General features: G+C 39.9%; 29 protein-coding genes, 2 tRNA genes and 3 pseudogenes. 4 read left to right on the top strand and 30 right to left on the bottom strand.

The genetic code is table 11. The annotated features are described in order from the left end of the window. The 3 genes from AC0L6R_RS11600 to AC0L6R_RS11590 are packed head-to-tail and all read right to left on the bottom strand — an operon-like array spanning position 1 to position 1,775. Positions 1–960 (bottom strand): GNAT family N-acetyltransferase, encoded by a 960-nt coding sequence (locus AC0L6R_RS11600; protein ID WP_473271363.1) that lies wholly within the window; start codon positions 958–960, stop codon positions 1–3. Next, positions 953–1,213, bottom strand: coding sequence for a hypothetical protein (locus AC0L6R_RS11595; protein ID WP_473271362.1), 261 nt, complete (start codon positions 1,211–1,213; stop codon positions 953–955). The genes AC0L6R_RS11600 and AC0L6R_RS11595 overlap by 8 nt, the downstream gene beginning before the upstream one ends. Further along, positions 1,125–1,775 (bottom strand): 1-acyl-sn-glycerol-3-phosphate acyltransferase, encoded by a 651-nt coding sequence (locus AC0L6R_RS11590; protein ID WP_473271361.1) that lies wholly within the window; start codon positions 1,773–1,775, stop codon positions 1,125–1,127. The genes AC0L6R_RS11595 and AC0L6R_RS11590 overlap by 89 nt, the downstream gene beginning before the upstream one ends. Before the next feature lie 332 nt (positions 1,776–2,107). On the opposite strand from AC0L6R_RS11590, the pseudogene AC0L6R_RS11585 reads away from it, so the two are divergent. The 3 genes and pseudogenes from AC0L6R_RS11585 to msrB form a co-directional block, all read left to right on the top strand. Continuing rightward, a pseudogene (locus AC0L6R_RS11585) lies at positions 2,108–2,992 on the top strand (class I SAM-dependent methyltransferase); the annotation flags it as partial. Positions 2,993–3,019: 27 nt separating this feature from the next. Then, entirely contained in the window at positions 3,020–4,210 is a 1,191-nt protein-coding gene (locus AC0L6R_RS11580) for an aspartate aminotransferase family protein (RefSeq protein ID WP_473271371.1), read from the top strand. A 69-nt stretch (positions 4,211–4,279) separates the two neighbouring features. Further along, on the top strand, positions 4,280–4,699 hold the full coding sequence (msrB, locus tag AC0L6R_RS11575; protein ID WP_339865747.1) for a peptide-methionine (R)-S-oxide reductase MsrB: 420 nt from the start codon (positions 4,280–4,282) through the stop codon (positions 4,697–4,699). A 419-nt stretch (positions 4,700–5,118) separates the two neighbouring features. Here msrB and AC0L6R_RS11570 read toward each other — a convergent pair whose 3' ends face one another. The 27 genes and pseudogenes from AC0L6R_RS11570 to AC0L6R_RS11440 all read right to left on the bottom strand — a co-directional run bounded on the left by AC0L6R_RS11570 (position 5,119) and on the right by AC0L6R_RS11440 (position 22,774). Next, complete coding sequence (locus tag AC0L6R_RS11570) at positions 5,119–5,406, bottom strand: DUF4221 family protein (RefSeq protein ID WP_473271370.1); 288 nt, start codon at positions 5,404–5,406, stop codon at positions 5,119–5,121. An 8-nt stretch (positions 5,407–5,414) separates the two neighbouring features. Beyond that, a complete protein-coding gene (locus tag AC0L6R_RS11565) occupies positions 5,415–6,269 on the bottom strand; it encodes a DUF4221 family protein (protein WP_473271359.1) in 855 nt (284 codons plus the stop codon). A gap of 147 nt (positions 6,270–6,416) precedes the next feature. After that, the gene (locus AC0L6R_RS11560) at positions 6,417–6,977 is read right to left on the bottom strand and encodes a 1-acyl-sn-glycerol-3-phosphate acyltransferase (RefSeq protein WP_283413149.1); all 561 of its coding nucleotides are present in this window, start codon (positions 6,975–6,977) and stop codon (positions 6,417–6,419) included. 133 nt (positions 6,978–7,110) lie between these two features. Continuing rightward, positions 7,111–7,356, bottom strand: a complete 246-nt coding sequence (locus tag AC0L6R_RS11555) for a patatin-like phospholipase family protein (RefSeq protein WP_473271358.1) — start codon at positions 7,354–7,356, stop codon at positions 7,111–7,113. Continuing rightward, complete coding sequence (locus AC0L6R_RS11550) at positions 7,338–7,775, bottom strand: patatin-like phospholipase family protein (protein WP_473271357.1); 438 nt, start codon at positions 7,773–7,775, stop codon at positions 7,338–7,340. The genes AC0L6R_RS11555 and AC0L6R_RS11550 overlap by 19 nt, the downstream gene beginning before the upstream one ends. Beyond that, entirely contained in the window at positions 7,765–8,604 is an 840-nt protein-coding gene (locus tag AC0L6R_RS11545) for an MBL fold metallo-hydrolase (RefSeq protein ID WP_473271355.1), read from the bottom strand. The genes AC0L6R_RS11550 and AC0L6R_RS11545 overlap by 11 nt, the downstream gene beginning before the upstream one ends. A 51-nt stretch (positions 8,605–8,655) precedes the next feature. Further along, positions 8,656–9,604: pseudogene (locus AC0L6R_RS11540) on the bottom strand (acetyl-CoA carboxylase carboxyltransferase subunit alpha). A 217-nt stretch (positions 9,605–9,821) separates the two neighbouring features. Next, entirely contained in the window at positions 9,822–9,992 is a 171-nt protein-coding gene (locus AC0L6R_RS11535; RefSeq protein ID WP_473271354.1) for a GIY-YIG nuclease family protein, read from the bottom strand. Positions 9,993–10,323: 331 nt separating this feature from the next. Further along, a complete protein-coding gene (locus tag AC0L6R_RS11530) occupies positions 10,324–10,449 on the bottom strand; it encodes a GIY-YIG nuclease family protein (protein ID WP_473271352.1) in 126 nt (41 codons plus the stop codon). Positions 10,450–10,570: 121 nt separating this feature from the next. Beyond that, entirely contained in the window at positions 10,571–10,777 is a 207-nt protein-coding gene (locus tag AC0L6R_RS11525) for a GIY-YIG nuclease family protein (RefSeq protein WP_473271369.1), read from the bottom strand. A 169-nt stretch (positions 10,778–10,946) separates the two neighbouring features. Continuing rightward, the gene (locus AC0L6R_RS11520) at positions 10,947–11,105 is read right to left on the bottom strand and encodes a GIY-YIG nuclease family protein (RefSeq protein WP_473271350.1); all 159 of its coding nucleotides are present in this window, start codon (positions 11,103–11,105) and stop codon (positions 10,947–10,949) included. Positions 11,106–11,411: 306 nt separating this feature from the next. Continuing rightward, positions 11,412–11,534: a GIY-YIG nuclease family protein gene (locus AC0L6R_RS11515; RefSeq protein WP_473271368.1), complete on the bottom strand. Its 123-nt coding sequence runs from the start codon at positions 11,532–11,534 to the stop codon at positions 11,412–11,414. Between the two features lie 50 nt (positions 11,535–11,584). After that, positions 11,585–12,088: an ISL3 family transposase gene (locus tag AC0L6R_RS11510; RefSeq protein ID WP_473271349.1), complete on the bottom strand. Its 504-nt coding sequence runs from the start codon at positions 12,086–12,088 to the stop codon at positions 11,585–11,587. After that, a complete protein-coding gene (locus tag AC0L6R_RS11505; RefSeq protein ID WP_473271367.1) occupies positions 12,009–12,359 on the bottom strand; it encodes a transposase in 351 nt (116 codons plus the stop codon). Before AC0L6R_RS11505 ends, AC0L6R_RS11510 begins: the two co-directional genes overlap by 80 nt. Positions 12,360–12,532: 173 nt before the next feature. Next, positions 12,533–12,928, bottom strand: a complete 396-nt coding sequence (locus tag AC0L6R_RS11500; protein ID WP_473271348.1) for an ISAon1 family transposase N-terminal region protein — start codon at positions 12,926–12,928, stop codon at positions 12,533–12,535. 174 nt (positions 12,929–13,102) lie between these two features. Then, positions 13,103–13,176, bottom strand: a tRNA-Asp gene (locus AC0L6R_RS11495). Between the two features lie 154 nt (positions 13,177–13,330). Beyond that, a tRNA-Asp gene (locus tag AC0L6R_RS11490) sits at positions 13,331–13,404 on the bottom strand. A 197-nt stretch (positions 13,405–13,601) separates the two neighbouring features. Next, positions 13,602–13,838 carry a hypothetical protein gene (locus AC0L6R_RS11485; RefSeq protein ID WP_473271346.1) on the bottom strand — a complete coding sequence of 79 codons (237 nt, stop codon included), beginning with the start codon at positions 13,836–13,838 and terminating at the stop codon, positions 13,602–13,604. 163 nt (positions 13,839–14,001) lie between these two features. Then, a complete protein-coding gene (locus AC0L6R_RS11480; protein WP_473271345.1) occupies positions 14,002–14,202 on the bottom strand; it encodes a response regulator in 201 nt (66 codons plus the stop codon). Next, positions 14,189–14,494, bottom strand: a complete 306-nt coding sequence (locus AC0L6R_RS11475) for a response regulator (protein WP_473271344.1) — start codon at positions 14,492–14,494, stop codon at positions 14,189–14,191. Before AC0L6R_RS11475 ends, AC0L6R_RS11480 begins: the two co-directional genes overlap by 14 nt. Before the next feature lie 58 nt (positions 14,495–14,552). After that, positions 14,553–15,113, bottom strand: coding sequence for an ATP-binding protein (locus AC0L6R_RS11470; protein ID WP_473271343.1), 561 nt, complete (start codon positions 15,111–15,113; stop codon positions 14,553–14,555). A gap of 192 nt (positions 15,114–15,305) precedes the next feature. Further along, positions 15,306–15,515 carry a histidine kinase dimerization/phospho-acceptor domain-containing protein gene (locus AC0L6R_RS11465; protein ID WP_473271341.1) on the bottom strand — a complete coding sequence of 70 codons (210 nt, stop codon included), beginning with the start codon at positions 15,513–15,515 and terminating at the stop codon, positions 15,306–15,308. 5 nt (positions 15,516–15,520) lie between these two features. Next, entirely contained in the window at positions 15,521–15,649 is a 129-nt protein-coding gene (locus tag AC0L6R_RS11460) for a hypothetical protein (RefSeq protein ID WP_473271340.1), read from the bottom strand. A 234-nt stretch (positions 15,650–15,883) separates the two neighbouring features. Beyond that, on the bottom strand, positions 15,884–17,998 hold the full coding sequence (locus AC0L6R_RS11455; RefSeq protein ID WP_473271339.1) for a PAS domain S-box protein: 2,115 nt from the start codon (positions 17,996–17,998) through the stop codon (positions 15,884–15,886). Between the two features lie 516 nt (positions 17,999–18,514). Further along, positions 18,515–19,522: a UDP-glucose 4-epimerase GalE gene (gene galE / locus AC0L6R_RS11450; protein ID WP_473271338.1), complete on the bottom strand. Its 1,008-nt coding sequence runs from the start codon at positions 19,520–19,522 to the stop codon at positions 18,515–18,517. Positions 19,523–19,661: 139 nt separating this feature from the next. Continuing rightward, positions 19,662–21,287, bottom strand: coding sequence for a hypothetical protein (locus AC0L6R_RS11445; protein WP_473271337.1), 1,626 nt, complete (start codon positions 21,285–21,287; stop codon positions 19,662–19,664). Then, the gene (locus AC0L6R_RS11440) at positions 21,281–22,774 is read right to left on the bottom strand and encodes an IgGFc-binding protein (RefSeq protein ID WP_473271336.1); all 1,494 of its coding nucleotides are present in this window, start codon (positions 22,772–22,774) and stop codon (positions 21,281–21,283) included. Before AC0L6R_RS11440 ends, AC0L6R_RS11445 begins: the two co-directional genes overlap by 7 nt. Positions 22,775–22,941: 167 nt before the next feature. Here AC0L6R_RS11440 and AC0L6R_RS11435 point away from each other — a divergent pair. Next, a pseudogene (locus AC0L6R_RS11435) lies at positions 22,942–24,565 on the top strand (ABC-F family ATP-binding cassette domain-containing protein). The last annotated feature ends 13 nt before the right edge of the window (positions 24,566–24,578 follow it).

The following is a 24,578-nucleotide window of genomic DNA, read 5'->3' as shown; positions in this document are numbered from 1 at the left end:
TTACCTACTTCCAAATACCCTATCTCTTTCGAACGTATCCATGTGCCTATGCTTTTTAGTTTCGTAGATATCCTTCAGGGTAATCAATATCCCCGTTTCTTCTACTTCACCAAACTCATCATTAAGAGCAGTGCCAAATGTCATCATGGTGGGAGAAAGATTCATATAGGTGTTGATCAATGGAGGAATATTCTCCCCATAAGCCCGAATCCTTCCATTGAGCAATTTATAGCCTTCCTTATATTCTAAGCCTTCAAAAGGGTTTCCGGCTTTAGGAAGATCAGTTTCATAGCCCAGCTTCAAGTTATCCTTAGGCTTCACTAATCCATCCTTATCAGGAAAATAATAATTCATAAACATCAGCAGCAAATCTCTAGCTTCCCGACTGAAATGAGGGTACATCGTAACTTTACCAAAAAGATACTTCACCTCCGGATTCAGTAAAACCACCGCCCCTAATCCATCCCAAAGATTATCAAGACTAAAAATACCTTTCCTATTATCAAGCGCAGGCTGGTATTTTGGTTGTACAAAAGATCTCCCGAGCTCGATCGTATACGGGATGTAATCCTGAATAAAACGATCTGTAAAATCAAATAAATGGGTAGTAGAAAGATTTATGCTTCCGTCAGCATTGATTGAATTCTTACAATTAATCAATCTGTAACCAGCTACAATTTCTTCATCTACAGGATTCCAAGTAATTAGCTGATCGTAGCAATTTTCACAAATATCATTTTCATCAAGATCAAGTTCCAGGCCAGTCCCTCCGCCTGCAGCTCTAAAGGTCAATTCCCGCAACCGTCCTATCTCACGAACAACATTCGGTGAATTATGAAAATTAACCAGGTAAACCAGATTGTCTCCATTATTTGTATATCGTAAAAATCGATCCGGTGTCAACTCTGACTTTAATAGTTCTTTGTCAATTGCCGGAATTATTTCTGCTTCTTTATTCATTCTTTTTACCAAGTTCGTAAACCAAATCCTTCATTTTTTCAGCCCATTGCGCATCCGTTTTGGAAGAATCGAAGGTCTGATAGGAAATTTGTTCACCTACAGTGATCACCACTTTTTTTCCTTGCTGCTTATATAATTCATCAGCTAGGTAAAACATCTCAATATTAGCTTTTATACCTATTCTCTTTCTCCAATAAGCCAAATTGTAGAAAAATTTGGAGTTTTTCACCTCCAATAAAACAAGGTAGTACATCTTTTTTGTATTTCTTCGCTTTAGAAATAAAGCTCTTTTTCCATTGCAAATCATGAATTCCAGTATCATCTTTCCTTGAAACTAATCCCGCAGGAAAGATTAAAACAGCATAACCACCTGAATATGCGGCTTCTATTGCCGCCAGAGTGTCTCCAGAATTCTTACCATGCTTATTGATTGGTATAAATAAAGGATCAAAGTTTTTAAGAGCCATCAACAAATCATTGACAAGAAATCTCATATCTGGCCTTACTTGTCCTATTGCTTTCATCAGCGCAATTCCATCTATCCCTCCTAGAGGATGATTAGCTGCAATTATAATCCCACCTGTCTTTGGGATATTCTCTGCTCCTATAAGCTCAACATCAATGTTAAGTTCTTTGATTATTCCATTACCGAAGTCGATTCCATGCAAATGGTCTACCTTATCCAGCACATCATTCATCCATTCTTCATGAGTTACCCGCTTTATATACCTGAGCAAAAAGCCCGGCATCCATTTCAAAAGCGCAGGGTTTTTGGATTCTATAGATTTTTCTATGTCAATAAATTTCTTGGACATCTTAGAGCTCAGGTTGCTAATAGGGCGATGAAATAATTGAGAACTTGTTCTCTCTAATTTTCGAAATAAAGCTAAAAGTACAAAAAATCAGGTTTAACCTTACGATAGGGAAAGCCTGCTGCAATTAGAGTCCTGAAAACCAATCCACTTAATTTGAATCATGACCAGATAGGACCATGGTTGAACAAACAATTAATCCAATTTAGCCTTGTTGAAAAGGCAAACACAAAGAAATCTTTCACCCCGAACATCTTGAGATTTTGCCTAAAAAGCGCAGTCTGGTCTAGCCTCCGATTAATTTCTTATTTTTGCTACCCTAATAAAGACACCCTATGAGCGAATCAATATTATCACTTTGTCCTGGCCCTTGGAAAGATTACGAACTAATTGATACTGGAGGATTTGAGAAATTAGAACGATTTGGAGAGTTTATCCTCAGTAGACCGGAGCCACAGGCAATCTGGGACAAAACCCTTCCAGAAAGTGAATGGAGAAATCTAGCTCATGCGCATTTTGCAAAAGAAAAAAGCAATCCTGAAAAAGGAAATTGGGAGCAATTGAAAAAAATGCCCCATAACTGGGCAATTGAATATAACAATCCTGATGGCTTAAGTCTAAAGCTTAATCTTGCGCAAACTTCATTCAAGCATATTGGTCTCTTTCCTGAGCAAGCTGTAAACTGGGACTACCTCTACAAAACGATACAGCGTTCTCCAGTTTCAAAACCAAAAGTATTAAATCTTTTTGCCTATACTGGAGCAGCAAGTGTAGCTGCAAAAGCCGCAGGTGCTGATGTCACGCACTTGGATTCTGTAAAACAAGTAGTGACTTGGTCGAGACACAACATGGAATCTTCCGGCCAATCCGACATTCGCTGGATGGTAGATGATGCGATGAAATTCATCAAACGAGAAGCACGTCGAGGAAATAAATACAATGGAATTCTCCTGGATCCTCCCGCTTATGGCCGTGGTCCGGACGGAGAAAAATGGGTTCTGGAAGAGCAGATCAATGAAATGCTAAAGGTATGTGCGGAGATTTTGGATCCAAAAGATCACTTTCTCTTGCTCAACATGTATTCCCTAAGTTTCTCATCCCTGATCGCTGCCAATTTGATCAATACCACATTCAAAAATGTGCAGAATGCCGAACACGGGGAACTCTATCTTCAGGACAATCAAAATAAAAAACTACCGCTGGGAATCTTCTTTAGATTCTCAAGCTTTTTAAACTACACCTTAGTAATGAATAACCGCCAACTTTTCCTCCAGCATCTAGCACAAACAACTGATTTCCCTTTGATGATCGAAGTGGAAAAGGCGGAAGGAATCTATCTTTTTGGACCTAAAGGAGAGAAATACATAGATCTCATTTCGGGTATCGGAGTGAGCAACGTCGGACACAGGCATCCAAAAGTACTGGAAGCAATTCAAAACCAACTAGATAAGTACCTGCATCTTATGGTGTACGGTGAGTATGTACAAAGTCCCCAGTCTTTACTTGCAAAAGCGCTTTGCGATACGCTGCCAAAGCATTTGGACAATGTGTATTTGGTAAATAGCGGAAGCGAAGCAATCGAAGGCGCATTGAAACTGGCAAAGCGATATACCGGAAAGCCAAAGTTGATTTCCTGTGTAAATGCCTATCACGGAAGTTCACATGGCTCCCTAAGTGTGGGAGGAAACGAGATTTTTAAGCAAGCCTACAGACCGTTACTTCCAGGGATTAGTCATATCAATTATGGGGATATTTCTGATTTGCAAAGTATTGATTCAGAGACAGCAGCTGTTTTGATAGAAACCGTGCAGGGTGAAGCAGGAATCCGAGTTGCCGAGAAAAAATATTTTCAAGCTCTACGTAAGCGATGTGATGAAACAGGAACTTTATTGATACTCGATGAAGTACAGTGTGGTTTTGGAAGAACCGGTAAATTCTGGGCTTTCGAGCATGTTGGAATTATCCCAGATATCGTCGTTTGTGCCAAAGGAATGGGCGGAGGCATGCCAATCGGTGCCTTTATCGCTAATAAGGAAGTGATGGGAGTTTTCAAAAACAACCCTATCCTTGGACATATTACTACATTTGGAGGACATCCAGTGAGTTCTGCTGCTTCTCTAGCGACTATCGAGATTCTTTTGGAAGAAAAGCTCATAGAGCTTGTAGAAGAGAAAGCCAATTTGATCAAGTCCCTCCTGATACATCCAAAAATCAAAAGCATCAGAAATAAGGGATTGTTGATGGCGGTTGAGTTTGAGTCCTTTGATGTGTTGAAACCAATTATCGATACCGCAATTGAAATGGGTGTAATCACTGATTGGTTTTTATTTTGTGACGATGCCATGCGAATAGCACCACCACTTACCATTACCGAGGAGCAAATTCATGAAGCTTGCGAAGTGATTTTGAGGGCAATTGAGAAGGTTTTCCCTAGTTAGCATTCCTGCATTTTCACTTTTCGAAACTTCTTTTCAAATCAGGGAGTTTAACCCCTAAAGGAAAAAACCATGAAAAATCAAGACAAGAAAGTATATCCAGTACAGAAAACTGAAGAGCAATACCGTCAAGAACTTGATCCAGACTCCTACCGAGTTCTAAGGGAAAAAGGAACTGAAAGAGCATTCACGGGAGAATACTACCTGAATAAAGAAACAGGCGTTTACGAGTGCAAGGCCTGTGGGAACGAGATTTTTCACTCCTCCAATAAATACGACAGCGGTTGCGGCTGGCCAAGTTTCACCAAACCGGTAAAACCGGAAGCTATCGACGTACACATGGACTATACCCATGGAATGATCCGTGAGGAGATCCTTTGTGCTAATTGCGGTTCGCATCTAGGTCATCGCTTTCCAGACGGTCCTTCAGACCAGGGAGGAATTAGATATTGTATTAATTCGGTGAGCTTGGATTTTGAGAAAGAGAAGTAATCAACTGATTTAATTTTATGTGATTATCCGCAATGATGCCAGTTGCCTTAGATTCTTTGCTTATCTGGCCGGAAGACCGATGACCGATGCTGCTTCAATTCTTAAGTTAAGATATCCTTTTTTGCTTTTGACTCCATACTGGCGCAAAAGCGGATATACATATAATTTTTTAAAAAAATCTTAGTTAGTGCTATGGAAAGAATGTTTAGAATCATCCTTACACCAAAGTTAGAAGGTGGATTCACCGCTGTTGTGCCTCATTACCTGTATGCGTCACTTGTGGCAAAAGGTTAGAACACGCTAAAGAAATGGTCAAAGAGGCTATTTCTCTCTACATTGAAGACATGGTGGCAAACGGGGATGAAATCCAAAAAAGCATCTATCTGTTTAACTTGTTGAATTAAAGGAAATTGAAAATTCTACATCATTTCAATTTCCACTATAACAAAAGCCATTTCATCATCGATATTTTCAAAAATCCAGATGTTTCCATTTTTGGCAAAATGAACATTTGGAGTGTGGGTCAATTCTGGGATCTGAGCTTCGGCAATAAGGTTTAAGTCTTTATCAAATATGCTTAGGAATACATCAGCGCCAGTACTGACATAGCTATTATATTCATTAAGTTCTTCGCTGTAAGATTTCTTATCCGAAAACCTTAAAAACCGCTGGTTTTTATCATCCCAGAAGAAGCTACCGTAAGAGATCTCCTCTCCTAGTTTACGTTCAACATCTTTTTCATCCCTCCTGTGGTGTATTCCACAGTCTTGGGCGGCACATATTCTTTCTCATAACCCAACAATGGAGTATCCCATTTTTTCACCTGAACACTATCACTTTTGAAATCGAATACCTGAACTTCGTTGAATGCGTTTGAACTAATCAAAAAGTTTCCATTTGCTAATAAAGGAAAAGCCCCCGTACCATAGCCACCTGCATCATTTCCATCATAAAGGATCTTGATATAACGTTCGATATTCTTAGCCCAATCCGGAAGGTCAATCTTTTGGTAGGTACGATTTTCCAAGTCAAAATCAAGTATGAATTCCGTATTACTCTGCCAATGAGTGACTAAGGCTATAAATCGGTCAGGATTGTTTTCGTGCTGTTGCAGCGAACGAGCAAAATATTCGTTGACCCCAAGATATTCTTCAGCTATTTTTTCCAATTCCAAATCTCTGACCAGTTCGCCATTCTGATCTAGAATTTTATAGAATTGGTAGTTCCAAAAAAGTATCTGTTGATTAGGTAAAATTGAAAATTGAGGATAATTGCCAATTCCGTTAGGTCCTTCTTTCTCAAATTGGATCTTTCTATCTAATTGTAGATTATCTAGGTCTATTTTCTCCGCAGAATTATCCTTTCTATTGAAGTTAATCAGGTAGCTCTTGTCCTCTGACAAACTGGAGGAATACAACTGATCCTGCAAATAAAGAAACTCCTGCCCTGCATCTATCATGACAGTATCTAGGGATACTTTAATCTGATCTGAAACGGTCAATTTTTTCTCTTCAGATGAAGAACAGGAACTCGCAAGTAATAAAAGTAAAAGCCCAGTAAACAATCTCATAGCAATACATTTTGAAGTTCAATTAAAAATTTATTGGACTAAAAGGTAATTGATAACTTCCAAATATTCGGAATCAGAGATGTTACAAAAAGTTAAAAGATGATTTTGTCTCGTGGATTTTAGATTTCTAACTTCAGACTTTAGCTTTTAGAGAATTCCTTTCTCCGGATGTCTGCCAGTAACAGTTCTTCCAAAAACTTTCAGCTCCTCTATCTGAGCATCCATATTTCCATCAGGGTAAATCACCGGTCCTATTCCAGCTTCCTTTTTCTTATAGTCTAAATACCCAACTACCACAGGAACATTCGCTCCAAGTGCAATGTGATAAAAGCCTGACTTCCATTTTTTCACCTGACTTCTTGTCCCTTCTGGAGTCACCATGATCACTAACTCATCCCGCTCATTCAGCATTGAAACCATTGATTCTGTATAGGTCTGTTTTCTGCCTCCTGGCACTCGCTTTCTATCAATGGCTATTGCTCCCAATCCACTTAGCAACCAACCCAATGGACCAACCATAACCTCTTTCTTTATGGTAAAACGAACTGGAATATCCATCAGGAAAAATGCCGCACGGGCATACAAAATATCCCAATTGGATGTATGAGGAATTGCAATAAGAACGGCTTTCTTTAATCCTTTTGGCCAATTATCATTCAAGGACCAACCGGAAACCCAAAACACAATACGGGACAAAAATTTCATCATGCTTTTATAGATTTATTAGATTGTTCAGCTAATTCCAAAATCGAAGGATTTTCCTCAATATAATTCATGGTGTGATCGTACCCCACACCAAATAATTCTGAAGCCTTTTTGATATCAAAAACCCCATATCTACCTACCCAGGAGGTTCAATAAAATAATCACACTTAGATTTCCTACTGTATACATTGTAATTCATCGCCATAATCACCGAGCGCTCGATCAGTTTTTTCATATTGCTGATATTCGCCTCTTCAGGGAGTTGATTGCAATTTACTCCAATCACAATATCACAGGTCCCATCCAAAGGTTCCACAGGCAGGTTATTCAGTACACCACCGTCCACAAGAAATCGATTACCTATCACAATAGGATCAAACATCCTGGAATACAAGAAGAAGCCATTATTGGTCTGATCAACTCACCTTCTGAATAGTACCGAACTTTTCCTTTTTTAATATCGGTGGCTGCTACAGTCAACGGAATCTGCAATTGCGAAAAATCATCATGCTTGAGGTATAGCTTAAACAGAGTCCCTACAGAATCCATTTTCAGAAAGCCTGTCAAAGAAATTGCTGGTCGGAGAAATTTAAAATAATTGGTCTCTACTATGATTTTCAAGATTTCATCTGGCGTATACCCTTGACAAAACATGGCTCCTGCAATAGCTCCGGCCGACGTTCCAGATACTTTGGTAGGAAAAATACCAGAGTCAGTAAGTGCTTTCAACACGCCTAAATGGGCAATCCCCCGCACTCCTCCACCTGAGAGCGCAATTCCAATCTTTAGGTTAGATTTCATCAAGTCTGAATGTTTGATCCAAACGAACACCTTTTTCAGTCATTTTCACAGTACAGCATTCGTTCACTGCGTCATGCTCTAGAAATAAAATGTATTCTTCTCTTGCTGCTTCTTCCAAAAATGTGGCTTTTTCATCCATAGTAAGCAGCGGGCGGGTATCGTAGCCCATTACATAGGGCAATGGAATATGGCCTACTGAAGGAAGCAAATCAGCTACAAATACTATAGTCCTTCCTTTATACTGGATTTTCGGAAGCATCTGCTTATCCGTATGCCCATCTGCTGTGATAAAGTCAAATCCCGGAAGAAAAGTTTTCTCCTCCAAGTCTACATAATCCAATTGACCCAACTCCTGCATTGGAAGTATATTTTCTTCCAGAAAAGATGCTTTTTCTCTTGGATTAGGTACAGTTGCCCACTGCCAATGGTCTTTGTTTGACCAATAAGTAGCCCTAGGAAAAGCCATCTCATACTGTCCATGTGAACCATACTTTACACCACCTCCACAATGGTCAAAATGCAAGTGGGTAAGAAAATTGTCAGTGACCTGATGTGGACTTACTCCAATTTTTCTTAGACTCTTTTCAAGTGAATCATCTCCATGCAAATAGTAATGCGAGAAAAACTTAGCATCCTGCTTATCTCCTATTCCATTATCAATTAACACGATTCTATTTCCTTCAACTACGAGAAGAGATCTCATAGCCCAAGTGCAAAGGTTATTTTCGTCAGCTTGATTGGTGCGGGACCAAAGTGTCTTAGGCACTACGCCAAACATGGCTCCTCCGTCCAATTTGAAAAATCCGGTATTGACTACGTGTAATTCCATGATATGAAAGAAAAATCCCGGACTTTGTAAGAAATCCGGGTTTTAAATATTTTATTCAACAACAACACCCATCGAACAAAACTTGTCGATGCGCTGCTCTATTCTTTTCTCAGGTTTGATCTTGTCAAGCTCTTTCAAAGCTTGCAGGATAGCTTCCTTAAGTGTGATAGCCATTTTTTTCATGTTCTTATGAGCCCCACCTAAAGGCTCTGGAATTATTCCATCCACTAAGCCATTGCCTTGCATATCATTAGCAGTCAATTTAAGTGACTCAGCCGCTTGCTCCTTGTAATCCCAAGATCTCCAAAGAATTGTGGAGCAGTTTTCTGGAGAAATAACAGAATACCAAGAGTTCTCTAGCATCAACACCCGGTCACCAATAGCAATACCTAAAGCTCCTCCTGATGCACCTTCGCCAATGATGACGCAGATCACAGGGACTTTCAGCATAAACATTTCCTTGATATTTCGGGCAATAGCTTCACCTTGGCCTCTTTCTTCAGCTTCCGAACCAGGAAATGCACCTGGAGTATCTATCAAAGTAACGATAGGCTTTCCAAACTTCTCTGCCATTTTCATTAGGCGAAGTGCCTTTCTGTAACCTTCAGGATTTGCCATCCCAAAGTTTCTCATCTGACGTTGCTTGGTATTTCTACCTTTTTGCTGACCGACGAACATTACGGATCGAGCCGTCCAAGTCTCCTAAGCCTCCAACCATTGCTTTGTCATCGGCTACATTTCTATCTCCATGAAGCTCGACAAAATCATTTGTCATCTCATAGATATAATCTAATGCATAGGGCCTTTCAGCATGTCTGGAGAGCTGAACTCGCTGCCAGCGGGTCAGATTTTGAAACGTTTCTTTCTTCAAAGCAAGAATTTTATCTTCAAGGGATTCAATATCTGAACTTAAATCGATATTTCTGCCGGTAGCCAACTCCTTCATTTCCTGAAGTTTTTGCTCTAAATCAGCTATAGGTTTTTCGAATTCTAATACCATTTTGGTGATTTTTAGGAAAAACAAAGATAAGCATATACCCTTGGGAATTAAAATTTTTAATGAGGTCCTTAGGTATTTCAATAAGATAAAAGGCAATTGGGGTTAAAACAAAAAAGTCCCGAATTTCTTCGGGATTTTAAGCGGAATGGACAGCCTGTCCCGACTTTTTCGGGAGGACTCGAACCCGCGACCTTCCCGATGAATCGAGACAAACATTCTAACCAGATGAACTCTCAGTAATTAGACCATCAATATATGTTCTGGATTTTTTCATTTTTATAAATCGCTCCATTTGTAGAGCTTCATTTTTTGTGGAAAAGGAAATTAACCAAACAATCTTCCATGGTTGCTTTCTTGCCGTATAACCACTATGAATGCGATTATGCATTTTAAGCCTTTCTGAGAGGAACCTATATAAAATGAACCATCCTTTTCTGATTGAAGGATATAAGTGAAAAATTCCATATACCAATAAAACAAAAAAGTCCCGAATTTCTTCGGGACTTTAAGCGGAATGGACAGCCTGTCCCGACTTTTTTCGGGAGGACTCGAACCCGCGACCTTCCCGATGAATCGGGACAAACATTCTAACCAGATGAACTCTCAGTAATTAGACCATCAATATATGTTCTGGATTTTTTCATTTTTATAAATCGCTCCATTTGTAGAGCTTCATTTTTTTTGGAAAAGGATTTTAACCAAACAATCTTCCATGGTTGCTATCTGGCCGTGTAACCACTATGCATGCGATTATGCTTTTTAAGCCTTTCAGCAGGATCCTGAGAGGAACCTATATAAAATGAACCATCCTTTTCAGATTGAAGGATATAAGTGAAAAATTCCATTTACCAATAAAACAAAAAAGTCCCGAATTTCTTCGGGACTTTAAGCGGAATGGACAGCCTGTCCCGACTTTTTCGGGAGGACTCGAACCCGCGACCTTCCCGATGAATCGGGACAAACATTCTAACCAGATGAACTCTCAGTAATTAGACCATCAATATATGTTCTGGATTTTTTCATTTTTATAAATCGCTCCATTTGTAGAGCTTCATTTTTTGTGGAAAAGGATTTTAACCAAACAATCTTCCATGGTTGCTTTCTTGCCATATAACCACTATGCATGCGATTATGGTTTTTAAGCCTTTCAGCAGGATCCTGAGAAGAACCTATATAAAATGAACCATCCTTTCTGATTGAAGGATATAAGTGAAAAATTCCATGTACAAATAAAACAAAAAAGTCCCGAATTTCTTCGGGACTTTAGTCGGAATGGACAGCCTGTCCCGACTTTCGGGAGGACTCGAACCCGCGACCTTCCCGATGAATCGGGACAAACATTCTAACCAGATGAACTCTCAGTAATTAGACCATCAATATATGTTCTGGATTTTTTCATTTTTATAAATCGCTCCATTTGTAGAGCTTCATTTTTTGTGGAAAAGGATTTCAACCAAACAATCTTCCATGGTTGCTTTCTTGCCATATAACCACTATGCATGCGATTATGCTATTTAAGCCTTTCAGCAGGATCCTGAGAGGAACCTATATAAAATGAACCATCCTTTTCTGATTGAAGGATATAAGTGAAAAATTCCATGTACCAATAAAACAAAAAAGTCCCGAATTTCTTCGGGACTTTAAGCGGAATGGACAGCCTGTCCCGACTTTTTCGGGAGGACTCGAACCCGCGACCTTCCCGATGAATCGGGACAAACATTCTAACCAGATGAACTCTCAGTAATTAGACCATCAATATATGTTCTGGATTTTTTCATTTTTATTAAATCGCTCCATTTGTAGAGCTTCACTTTTTTGTGGAAAAGGATTTTAACCAAACAATCTTCCATGGTTGCTTTCTTGCCGTATAACCACTATGCATACGATTATGCTTTTTAAGCCTTTCAGCAGGATCCTGAGAGGAACCAATATAAAATGAACCATCCTTTTCGGATCAGTCGGAATATCTGGGGAGCAGATTTATTCACGCATAGATATTAGATAGTCTGAACAAGAGAATTCAATGTTAGTGACACCTCTGAACTGAGCCCTGAATGCTTTTATTTTTGCATTGAATGATTCTGCTGATGCATTTGTACTCCTGTTTTCAAAGAAATTCAGAATGGAAGTGTAGTGATTCTGTATGGTTTTGGACACGGTATTGAATGATTTGAAGCCCGCTTCTTCCACTTCATTGTACCAATGAGCCAGCTTGGTGAAGGCGACACCTTTTAGCTTGCTTGTTTGATAGATCCTTGCCAGAGATCTCGATAGTTTGTAGGCTTTTTCCAGATCAGGGTAGCGCCGGAAGAGAATCTCGGCCCTATGTGCCTGCGATATTGTCAATTTATCTTCTCCTTTGAAAAGCAGGTATCTGCTTCTGGCTAACAGTTGTTTTTCGGTATCACCATTTTCGAGCTTGTGTCGGAATAAATGTTTTTTTACACTCTCTACTGAGCTCCATTTCCTTGTTCTCCTGTTCAATAGCTTCCCATCTGTGGGCGATTCTCATTTCCTGAACTGCGTCATAGACCAGTTTCTGGACATGAAACCGGTCAGTGACCAATTGGGCTTTGGGAAAACTACGGCGTACGATCTTTTCCATACTGGCGGCCATATCCAGTGTTACTTCCTCTACCTTTTTCCGTTTATTCTCGGGTAGTTGCCTGAGAACAACATTCACTGTTTCACTTTCAGTCCCTTTTATCATGGCAACCAGAGCTCCCTTCTTACCTTTTGCTGCTTTATTGGTCAGGACAGTATACAGTTCTCCTTGAGAGAGGGCTGTTTCATCAATGCTGAGATGTGTTCCCAGATTTTCAGGAAAAAGAATCCAGTCTTTAGCATGTGGGCGTTGTTGCCAATTCCAGGAAGTTGCTCAGATGGAAAACGTATTGATGCTCAAGGGTTTTTCCGTTTACCTGGAAGTTATCCGCTAGGCTTTTGCAACTTACCGGCGATGAATCCAGTCGTTCCTTTTAAAAAAAGCGCGAATTCCTCTGTCATCCGCGTACCATTTGCCACCAAGCTCCAATCTCTACTCACATTCTTTCCTGTCTCTTCATTGAGCCACTTCCTCCTCTTAATATTCAGAAAACAGGCTTTACCGCGCAACGGGAAATCCTGAATACTTACCTCATCATAAAAACCCTTTGAGGTGAGTTTTGACCCCTGAAGATGCTCGGGATGAATATTGAGCTCTTCCAAATAAATGTGGTAAGCATTGTCTTTGAGTCCCGCTGAAGTAACCTTGAAAAATTCAAGCAGGCCCTGAGGCAAAAGCAAGCTGAGGTAGTCCTTTTCTTCCAATTCTTTTTTTAGCAAAGAAAATGCATTGTGTCAATTCCCCCAACTTTTAGGACTGATCCAAAGAAAATGCATTGTGTCAATTCCCCCAACTTTTCAGGACTGATCCTCCTTTTCTGATTGAAGGATATAAGTGAAAAATTCCATGTACCAATAAAACAAAAAAGTCCCGAATTTCTTCGGGACTTTAAGCGGAATGGACGGGACTCGAACCCGCGACCTCCTGCGTGACAGGCAGGCATTCTAACCAGCTGAACTACCACTCCAATGGTTTAAATTTGAGATATGCTTTGCTATCTCATGAGAGTGAATTCAAACTTACGACCTTCCCGAAGAATCGGGACAAGCACTTCTTAAGATGAACTACCACTCCAATATTTTAATCGTCACTAGCTGATGAACTTTTTCATCAATTTTAAGCGGAATGGACGGGACTCGAACCCGCGACCTCCTGCGTGACAGGCAGGCATTCTAACCAGCTGAACTACCACTCCGTTTACTGCAATCCTGAGGCTATTCCGATTTCTCAACAACTACCCCGTTTTTGAGTGATGCAAAGGTATGTTTTAGATTCATTAATACAAAAGTAGACCAGAAAATTTGCACGATTATTTTGTATGAAGTTCTTTTTCAAGGAGATATTTTTTCTTGACTCCTTACTCCTTTTGACTTTTTCTAAGTGTCAATACCATCAATTTGTGAAATCGCCGGCGCTGATATTTTTTTCTGCATCCATCATCTCCAACACTAAATCAATTTCTTCCTTTAGCTGCAGTGACAATTTTTTCAAACGATCTGAGTCAATCTCTTCCATATGCTCTAGTTCATTTCCAATTTCAGACAAAACCTCCATCCCTGCCGAAATTGCTGTTCCGTAGAGCTTGTGACCAGCCTCATTTAGCGAGGTGATATCCTTAGCCGCAATCATCTCCTGAATAGTTTTCAGCGAGTCTTTCAGTTCAGAATTAACAAGTAGCTTTATGCTTGCTAAAAATTCCTGATCATTCGAAGTGTAATTTCGGAGTTTCTCAGGGTTATAATGCTTATTTACTTCTGTTAAGCTTTTTTCTTCAGAGGAATTTATACTAGCATCACTTGCGGCTAACCAACCATTTATTGAGAACCATTTTTACAATTTCCTCAACTACTGGCTTCACTACAAAATCGTCCATCCCCGCAAGAAGACATTTCTCCCTCTCCCCTTTCACATTACCTGCAGTAAAGGCAATGATGGGAACACGAGAATCTTTCTCTAGCAATCTTATATTCTTGGTAGCTTCATAGCCATTCATTACTGGCATCATGAACATCCATAAGGATAATGTCTGGAAATTGCTTTTTACAATATTCCAAAGCTTCCAATCCGTTATTAACTGCTATAATAGTGGCTGTAGGCGAAATCTTTTTTATGATTGTTTTCGCCAAAAGCATATTTACCAAGTTATCTTCAGCAATAAGTACCGTGAAATCTTTCAATGTATTATCTTTTACTGCCTCCGGCGCTTCTACTTCCTTACTAGCCTCGAATTTATAAAGCTTGGATAAAGCTTGATAGAATTCCTGAATCTTGATAGGCTTGATCAATCGATGATGAACATGGAGTTCCTTACAAGTTTCTATGATTTTATGATCATCAGATGAACTATAGAAGCAGCATAATGGGCTCTTCAGATCCCCATGAAGCAAAAGTCTCCCTTATCTTACGGATAGTCTCCAGTCCATCCATAAATGGCATATGGTAATCCATTAAAATCACATCAAATTTTTCTCCTGTCGCTAAAGCTTGCAAGGCTTCAAATCCATTGGAGGCTTCAATAGATTGAATGTTTTTCAGCAATAACATTTGCCTAACAATCGATCGATTATTTTCATTATCATCAACGATAAGCACATTAGTAATCTTCTCTACATCAAACCAATCGATGGCATCTCCTTCTTCTGTTTTCAAGGTGACATCAAAGAAGAATGTACTCCCTTTCCCTGGCTCACTCACAAGTTGCAATTGACTATCCATCAGCCTGAGAAGACTGTTAGAAATAGTCAATCCGAGGCCTGTACCTCCATATTTTTTGGTCGTAGAACTGTCTTCCTGAGAAAATGCTTCAAAGATCTTTGCCTGCTTCTCAGGTTTAATTCCTATACCAGTGTCGCGTACAGCAAAGCGCATTCTATAATATTCACCTTCAGGATTCCAGGATTTCAATCTTCAATTCTATCTCTCCCTTTTCCGTAAACTTGGATGCGTTGCCCAATAGATTTACCAAAATTTGTTTCAACCGCACCGAATCTGTGTGGACAAATCTTGGCAAGTCGGTTGCCACATTCAATAGCATCTCCAGGCCTTTATTCTGAATCTGATAAGTAATAATGTCTGTGGCTTGAGAACTGATTTCGGTTACAGGTCACACTTTTCTATATCGAGCTCCAAGCGACCGGCTTCAATTTTGGAAAAATCAAGAATATCATTGATAATGCTCAATAGCGCATTGCCTGATTGGTTTACGATGGATAAATATTGATGCTGGGTTTCGTTCAGAGTTGTTTTTAGAACCAAGTCAGTAAAACCTATTACGCCATTTAATGGAGTTCTGATCTCATGACTCATATTGGCTAGAAAATTCTAGACTTGGCGACACTCGCTTCCTCAGCTTGTATTTTAGCCTTTTTCAATTCTTCCCGCTGATTAACTAGGTTAGTAATGTCTTGGGTGAAAAGCATAATACCACCTACTTTGCCCATCGTGAAGGTACCAAGGCCTCATTACCCAGGTCACATAGCGATCCTCTGTGTCACCCGGCATTCTGATCACATCCCTCTTCCTTTCGCTCGACTGCACCGTTTAAAACACGCTGATCACGCGCTCTTCCGGCGCTATCTATTTGTGGAAATAGATCATAATGGTATTTACCTTCGATATCCTTTCCTTTCAGGAAATAATCCTTCTTCCACTGATTACTTGCAGGACAATGTAAATCAAATCCTTATCCAACATCGCCACAGCAGCTGGCGTGTGTTTTTCACAAATGCATTAAGTCTGCTTTTTTCAGTGATTAGGTCATTTTCTATCTTGCTTTTCTCGGTAATATCTATGGCTATACCTAGGTAGCCGATTGATTTCCCATCCAAATCCTTCATTGGAGAAACCACCAATGACACAACTTTTTCTTCCCCGGTTTTAGTTACAAATGTCCAGTCACGTTGTTCCACTCCGTCACGATCAGCCCTTGCTGTAAAAATTTCACGTGGATTTATTTCTCTTCCAAAATCAAGCTCCAATTCAGCCTTGAAGGCTTCGACTTCTTCCTGTTTATAAAGCAAACTTGGCTTTTCCTTCCCTACCATTTCCTTGGCAGAATAACCTAGCATTTTTTCTGCTCCAACATTAAAAACTGTTATAAATCCCGCCATGTCTGTGGCAATCACACAAACTTCAGAGGAGGCATTGATCACATCATCCAGAACTTTTCTAGTCTGCTCTAAATCTATCTGAGCACGCTTACTCTCATCTATATCCTGGAAAGTTCCAAATATTCGTATACATTCACCTTTTTCAAATTCCGCTTGACCTATTGCCCGTACCCAAAGTTCTTTTCCTTTGCTGGTAACAAGCTGCAACTCCAGGTCCCAAGGCTCTCCCATAGTCATAGCCCTATGTAAAGCAGCTGTGATAGTATCTCTACTTTCTCCCTCTTTATAAAAATTGATACCTTTATTTACATCGGGCTCAAAATCCTCCTCCACTTCATGAATTAGCTTCGTAGTGGGTGTCCAGCTTAAAGTCTGCTCTTTAATGTCTAGGTTCCATCCTCCTACCCTTGCCACTTTCCCAGTTTCTTCGAGTAGTTTTCGGGCATGAGACAGCTCTTCTTCCAGCTTTACACGCTTTGTGATATCTATTGCATTTCCGATCACATAATCCCCAACACCAAATTGATCAGCTTCCAAAACGTTATTGAACAACCAAATGAGCTCTGAGCCATCCTTATGCTGAGTGATCATTTGCCCACTGGCTTTCCCCTCTTTTTGAACCACAATAAGATATTGATCTATCAATTCGTGACGGTAGCTTGGAACTATATCATATAGACTTTTCCCTATCAACTCATCAGCAGAATAGCCTATTTTTTGTGCACCTGCTTCATTCACCGAGATAAATACACCTTTCAAATTATGTGTACACATCAGACCTTGGGAATTTTCAAAAAACGCCCGTAATCTTCCTTCACTTTTTGCCAATTGTTGCTCCTTGGCCTGAGAATCAGTGGTATCTCTAGCTATACTAAAGACATTCCCGGTAAGAGGGTCTGGAGTGGAAACCCATGAAAGTACCTTATAGGTACCATCCTTACATAGAAACCTATGGGAAAACTCAATTGAAGATTCTCCGGAGGCTAGTTTTTCTAGCTCCTCCTTAGACTTAGCAATATCTTCCGGATGTATTAATTCAAAAAACGATCGAGTAAGAAGCGTCTCATTGTCCCAACCGAGTAAACTAGTAAAAGAGGGATTGATTTTTTTGAAAAAACCATCTGTACCAGCTATACAAACCAAATCATTGGACAGGTTAAATAACTTCTCCACATTACTAAAATCTGCAATCAACTGCCTTTCCTGAATAATGAGGACAGCTTCACTAGCAAGTAATTCGAGTGCTGTTTTTGTCTTTGTATCTAGGTGAATAGCTGCTGAATCAAAAATAAACAAACATCCAACCCAGCCCCTTTTATCGGAAATTAAGGGAAAACCTACATAAGAATTAATATTATGGGACTCAAAAGCCTTCCGAAGATCATCCGATAGAGAACTATTCGACACATCAGTGCAGCTGACAAGCGTATTACTTTCTAGTGTTTGATTTTTAAAAAAAGTGGTAAGTTCTCTATTTTCTATGCTAATGCCAGTTTCCGCTTTGAACCCAAGTAATCCTGTCCCTTCAATTAAAATAAGCGCCTGGGAAGCACCTGTCACAATTGCACTCAGCTGGCAAATCCTATACAATGACACATCCTGTACAGGGTCAAGGTTTTGATAGCTATGAACTGTTAATTGATTTGACTTACTATTTCCTTTCTTGGAATTATTATTCATAACTAAATTATAATTTTCAGACTTTTCCACTCAGGCACCATCAGACATTAACAAGCCTGATGCATTCTTCAGATTGAAGCACTACACATGAAAGTCGCGATATCTATTTTATGGTGAACTCTCAGGGAAGTGAATTACTTATTCTCCCTTCGTATAACATTCTCAGATTTCTTTTAATCTTTTTGTGGAAAGAAAACGGAAATATAAATCGGAGCTTTTTCTGTATTTTAAGCTAAACCCTAATCGTTTGATTTAAATTTCTGTCAAATTATGACAGTTTCAGAACAATAAAAATAAAAGGATATTGAATCTAAAACCTTATTTCTGTCTAAAACTTCATACACTCTACTCCACCTCACCAAATCACCCTCTGTAAATGTTAATCATATAAAGATTAAAGCTTTTCACCCTGACCTTTCCCCTATAACCGAAAAACTCTCCTTAAAATACAATTTACTTTAAGAGAGTTTAGTTAAATAGTTATAGCATTTATACGCGTCATTTATACCGCATAAATTATAATGTCTTCTGCCAGTTCCAGCTATCTCTAAGAGAATCTTCGAGGGAATAACTTGGGTACCAGTTCAACACAGAATTGATTTTTGCAGTATCCGCCCATATCTTAACTATATCACCTGCTCTTCTTGCTCCGATCACATAGTTCACTTTGACCCCATTTACTTTTTCAAAAGTGGTAATGACTTCCAAAACAGTATTTCCGTTTCCAGTTCCCACGTTAAACACATCGTAGAAATCATCTTGTTGCTCACCCAAGTACGCCAATGCTTTCACGTGTGCATCTGCCAAATCCATCACATGAATAAAATCTCGAACGCATGAGCCATCAATCGTATCGTAATCATCACCAAAAACTGTTAGCTTCTCTCGAATTCCAGCAGCAGTTTGTGTCACAAAAGGAACCAAATTAGCCGGTGTTCCGATAGGAAGCTCTCCTATTTTGCCGCTGGGGTGCGCTCCAACTGGGTTGAAATATCGCAGAGAAATCACTCGAATTCCAGCTTGGCTTTGCACTAGGTCCACCAAAATATCCTCACAAATCTTCTTCGTGTTTCCATAGGGACTTTCAGCATCTTGTCTAGGTGTAGCTTCTGTCACAGGCAATATATCCGGTTGTCCATAGACCGTGCATGAGGAAGAAAAAACCAAGTCTTTGATTTCCTTTTCCTTCATGAAATCAAGGATTGTCAGTAAGGAACCTAAGTTATTCTGATAATATTTCAATGGCTGCAAGGTACTTTCTCCCACCGCTTTGAAAGCTGCAAAATGAATAACTCCTGCTAGTTGGTGTTCTGAAGAGATCTTATCCAAAAGGACACGATCACTACAGTCACCCTTATAAAACGTAAGTTTTCTGCCAGTGATTTCTTCTAATCTATCGAGGACCTTTTCCTCAGAATTTGAAAGATCATCGATGATAATTGGGTTGAAACCAGCTTCTACCAATTGAACCGCTGTGTGTGAACCTATATAACCAGCCCCACCTGTTATTAAAATATTTTTCATTCTAGTTTAAAAGTTTGCAGGTACAAAACTATCCAAAAGGATGGATTATAGAATTCTTTTCGGATTAGTTTTGGGTAAAGAAGCCATCGATTTTACTGCTTAAAAAGTTGACAAAAGATCCTACCCTAGCAAAGGCCAATCATCTTATCAGAACAAATGCTCCTCGTTTTTCAACTGTTTGCATTTCGTCTTCCAGTGGAAAGCTATACTGCATCAGGAATGAATAACTACCCGGGACAGCATTTTCTCCCGCTACCAAACCATTCCAGCCTTCTGTTCCAGCGTAAATAAGTTGGCCCCAGCGATTATAGATCCAGAGATTAAAATTAATCTCACAATTAGAAACACCTTGAAAAATCCCTCCATCTTTTTGGGGATTGAAACCTGTCGGCATCCTCACTTCAGGAGCTTTTTCTGTCACTATTCCAGTTCCCAGACTTACACAGCCGGAAGCATCAAGTACTGAAATAGAATAATTTCCTTTGGCCAACTCAGTCAATGAATTGCTGGCCCCATTTTCCTCATCCCAATAATAAATATAAGGTGCCTTTCCTCCTGTCGGAAATGCAAACAGCTCTCCATTGCTACCTCCTGGACATGCTGGCTTGGTCAATCTTACATCCACTTCTAAAGCAAGAGGTGAACTGATTTCAAAATTAAGAGGAACAGAACATCCATTAATATCAGAAACGGTAAGCTCATAAATTCCTTGCGCTACATCAACCAAATTCAAGCTACCTGTGAATTCAAAACCATCCTCCAGATTTATGGTATATGGCCCTGTCCCGCCTCTAACATTTAAGTTCAATATGCCATCCTTTTTACCATAACAGCTCACTCCGCCTACATCAAAAGAAACCAATTCCAGCAAGGGTGGTTCTTTGATTTCCAAATTTTCCAGCATTCTTTCACAGCCTAATTGATCTGTGACTGTAACTTTATAAATGCCAACAGGCAAATCTTCCGCGGTGGAAGCATTTAAAGTTGGGTCATGAGACCATGTAAAATTAAATGGTGCAACGCCTCCTGTTATTTCCAAAACTATTTGCCCATTGGATTCACCAAAGCACTTGACGTCTTCTATGCTCGAGACCGTCAAGAGGAACTCCTCTTCTACCTTTACTTCTACCGGATCAGAGGTACCCTCACAGGATTGATCGACCAAACTGTAGGTCAAATAGCTCACAGTTCCAATAATCCCAGGCTCATTCCAACTGATTTCAACGGTACTTTCATTTACTCCAGATACGATTACTCCTCCGGTTACCAGCCATTCATAACCTCTGCTACTAGATGAGTTTGGAGCAGCATAAAAATGAGTAGTTAGGAGATCAAAACATACATCCAAATTACCAATAGGTTCTTCTGCATCCAGTTCAATATTAATGAGCACATCTAATGAAATAGGTTTTAGCTCACAACCGTTGGTACTGATTGGATTAGCAGTGATTGAAGCATTGGGATTTGAAGGACCCCAATTAACTAATACAGAATCACCATAATTTTGAACAACAGTGCCTCCTAATACTTCAAAAGTCACAGAACCAATATTCTCCTGAGAACTGAGCTTATATATCAATTCTTCAACCTGAGGGCAAACAGAATTCGCTCCTACTAACTCAGCTTGAGTACGGAGTACTTCCACTTCAAATGTCTCCTCCTCCTGCTGATCACAGGTATTGGGGCTGATTGAAGCCGTTACCGTAACTTCGTAAACTCCTGCTTCCGTGAAGGTGTGCGTCACTTCTTGACCTTCCTTCAGCACCGAGCCATCTCCAAAATCCCAAGTGAAATAAGTAAAAGCTTCATTTTCCGGCTCAATACTCCAGTTTCTCCTTCCTGCTCTAGGCAGGCTATTCTTTCTCCCAGCACATCAAACTCATAATCAGCTAGTATCTCAAAATTGAGGTTATCCAAAGCAGCCCCTACCGCATATCCATAAGATTCCAAATAGCCGAAACCATACACATAGGCAATAAAACCTTCAGGATTTGTCAACTGATGAACCCCTTGAAAAATCCGGATTCGAGCGTAATAAAAAGCGGTATTGCCTGGAACCACAGAAAACGAAGCTCCAATATTTCTTCCATCCAAAATCGTTTGGTTTTGCGCACCAGCAGGGACGACGATATTCACATAATGGTCTTGAATAGACTGAAGGGATAGAGCAGAAAATTTAACACTCTTAAGAAGTTGCTCATTAGGACTATAAGTAATCATAAAAGGATCACCCTGATCGTATAGCGGTTGATTGACTTGATTACAACCCTGACTTTTCGCCAGCACAGTCACTGAGGAAGGCTTGGATGTAGTAATGGAAACAGACTCATCAGGAGCAAATTCCAAGGTTAAAAATTCAGTTGCATCTATGCTGCCTCTGCTATTTCCATTGACAAGTACTTCCGTATCATCTACAGAGGCCAATACTTTCACTAATTCACCTGAGGTTCTACCTTCCAAGGCTACATGGATATAAGATTGCCCCCAGGTAGTCACAGGGTAGGCCTGTTGAAATAAGTTATCATTGGCTCCACCACAGTTCCCCACTGAAGTCCATTTATTCCCTCCGAAAACTGCAATTTTCTTACAGGAGTTGGCATCATCGCCGATTACCCGCACACGGGTTCCTGTAAGGTCAAATCTCTCCTTGATCTGGTAACTTTGCCCCCGATTCAGAATTTGAGTAAACGGTGCAGAATTATTACTTCTGGTAATTTCAATCTCCGTATCATCCTCAGTGGCAATTACCAGCATCAAGCTTTCATTATTAATATTACCATCATATTCCACTGGATAAGTGAGGCGCTCAAAGTGTGAGGTAATCAAGTAATCTTTACCCAAAGCACTTACTGGTAGAACTACTGTTCCATCAGCGCTTCTCACCCGCTCATTGAATGCATAGACAGATAAATCTCCTGTAGAAGTGATGAAAATCCCTTTATTCTCCACACTTCCAGATCTCCGCATGAAAAGACATCTATATCCTGAGCAATCAATCAAGATTAAAGTAAAACGCTCACCTTCATTTAGAGATTCGGAGCGCGTATTTCCAAGGTATTCTATCGTAATATCAGCAGCTTCCACGGCAGTAATCTCCAACATCGCTCTATCCGTAGCTCCCGGTAAAATCCGATTGTTTTCCATATAGCCAACCCAAAATTCCTTACCTACAGTAGAGATCTGTGCATGCGAAAGAAAAGCAAAAAATTGCAGGCAAAACACAAAATACACTACTCGGTAAAGTTTCTCCATAGGGATTAAAGGGGCATATTAAAAATCCAATATAGGCAACTGCTAAGAATTAAGCATCTCCAGTGATACAAAGCTTCTAGGCTATCTTTCAAAAGCTGCTGATTCACTCAGCCATCACATATATAATTCCTATCTTTGCGCCTCCAAAAAAGAAGAAAATCTCAATTATGATATCAGTAGATAACTTGTCATTAAAATTTGGCAAACGAACACTTTTCGACGAAGTCTCCCTGAAAATTTAACCCAGGCAATTGCTATGGTGTGATTGGGGCTAATGGAGCTGGAAAGTCCACTTTTTTGAAAATCCTTTCAGGTGAAATGGAAAGTACCAGTGGTGGAATCAGCATCACTCCAGGTCAGCGTATGGCTGTATTGAGTCAAAACCACTTCGGTTTTGATGAAGTGGAAGTTCTGAAAACGGTCCTTATGGGTCACAAGACCCTGTATGCGATCATGGAGGAAAAAGATGCCATCTATATGAAGGAGGACTTTTCTGAAGAAGATGGTTTGCGTGCTTCTCAACTGGAAGCTGACTTCGCCGAGATGGATGGCTGGAATGCTGAGTCTGATGCAGCAGCATTACTTTCAGGCTTAGGAATCACCGAAGACTTGCACTACATGCAAATGAAGGATCTTGCCGGTAATCAAAAGGTAAGAGTTCTCTTAGCGCAGGCACTTTTTGGTAATCCTGATATTTTGATTCTCGATGAGCCTACCAATGATTTGGATGCGGCTACGATCGAATGGTTGGAGAATTTCCTGCTTGATTTCAAAAACTTAGTGATTGTCGTATCCCACGATAGACACTTCTTGGATTCAGTTTCTACGCATATCGTGGATATTGACTTTGGTAAAATCAAAATTTACTCTGGTAACTATACCTTCTGGTACGAATCTTCCCAACTTGCATTGAAGCAGCGTTCGGATTCTAATAAGAAGGCTGAGGATAAGAAAAAGGAATTGCAGGCATTTATCGATCGATTCTCTGCTAACGTGGCTAAGTCAAAGCAAGCGACTGCCCGTAAGAAAATGATTGAAAAGCTGAACATCGATGAGATCGAACCATCGATGAGAGAAATATCCTGGTATCATTTTCAAACCTGAAAGAGAAGCAGGAGATCAGATTTTCATGACCGAGAATCTGGAATTGAAAGCTGACGGAGTGACTTACTTTACAGATGTAAACTTGATGGTGGATAAAGGCGACAAAATTGCTTTTATCTCTAAAACCAAGCAGGCTGTAAACAAATTCTTCCAGGTAATCATGGAGGAAATCCCTGCATCCAAAGGAAGCTTTAAATGGGGTGTTACGATCAACAAAGCTTATTTGCCTAATGATAATTCTGAATATTTTAAATCTGATCTTTCTTTGATCGAATGGCTAAGACAATTCTCAGGAAATCAGGAAGAAGCTTATGTGAGAACTTTCTTGGGAAGAATGCTTTTCACCGGAGAGGAATCTTTGAAAAAATGCTCTGTACTTTCAGGAGGTGAAAAAGTACGTTGTATGATCTCTAAGATGATGCTTCAAAACCCAAACCTTTTGGTGATGGATGAGCCTACCAACCACTTAGACCTTGAATCAATTACTGCATTTAACAATGCAATTATTGATTACACAGGAACGGTATTGATGTCATCTTATGACCACGCTTTTGTACAAGATCTTCAGCCAATAGAATCGTGGAATTTACACCAAATGGAACAATAGATCGAAGAATGCCTTATGATGATTACTTGGAAAGTGAGGAAATCAAGGCATTGAGAGAGAAAATGTATTCCACTAAGTAAGCTCACTAGGTGC

It is taken from the genome of Algoriphagus sp. 10J20-15 (assembly GCF_055809615.1).
This window is presented reverse-complemented; position numbering and strand designations above follow the sequence as displayed.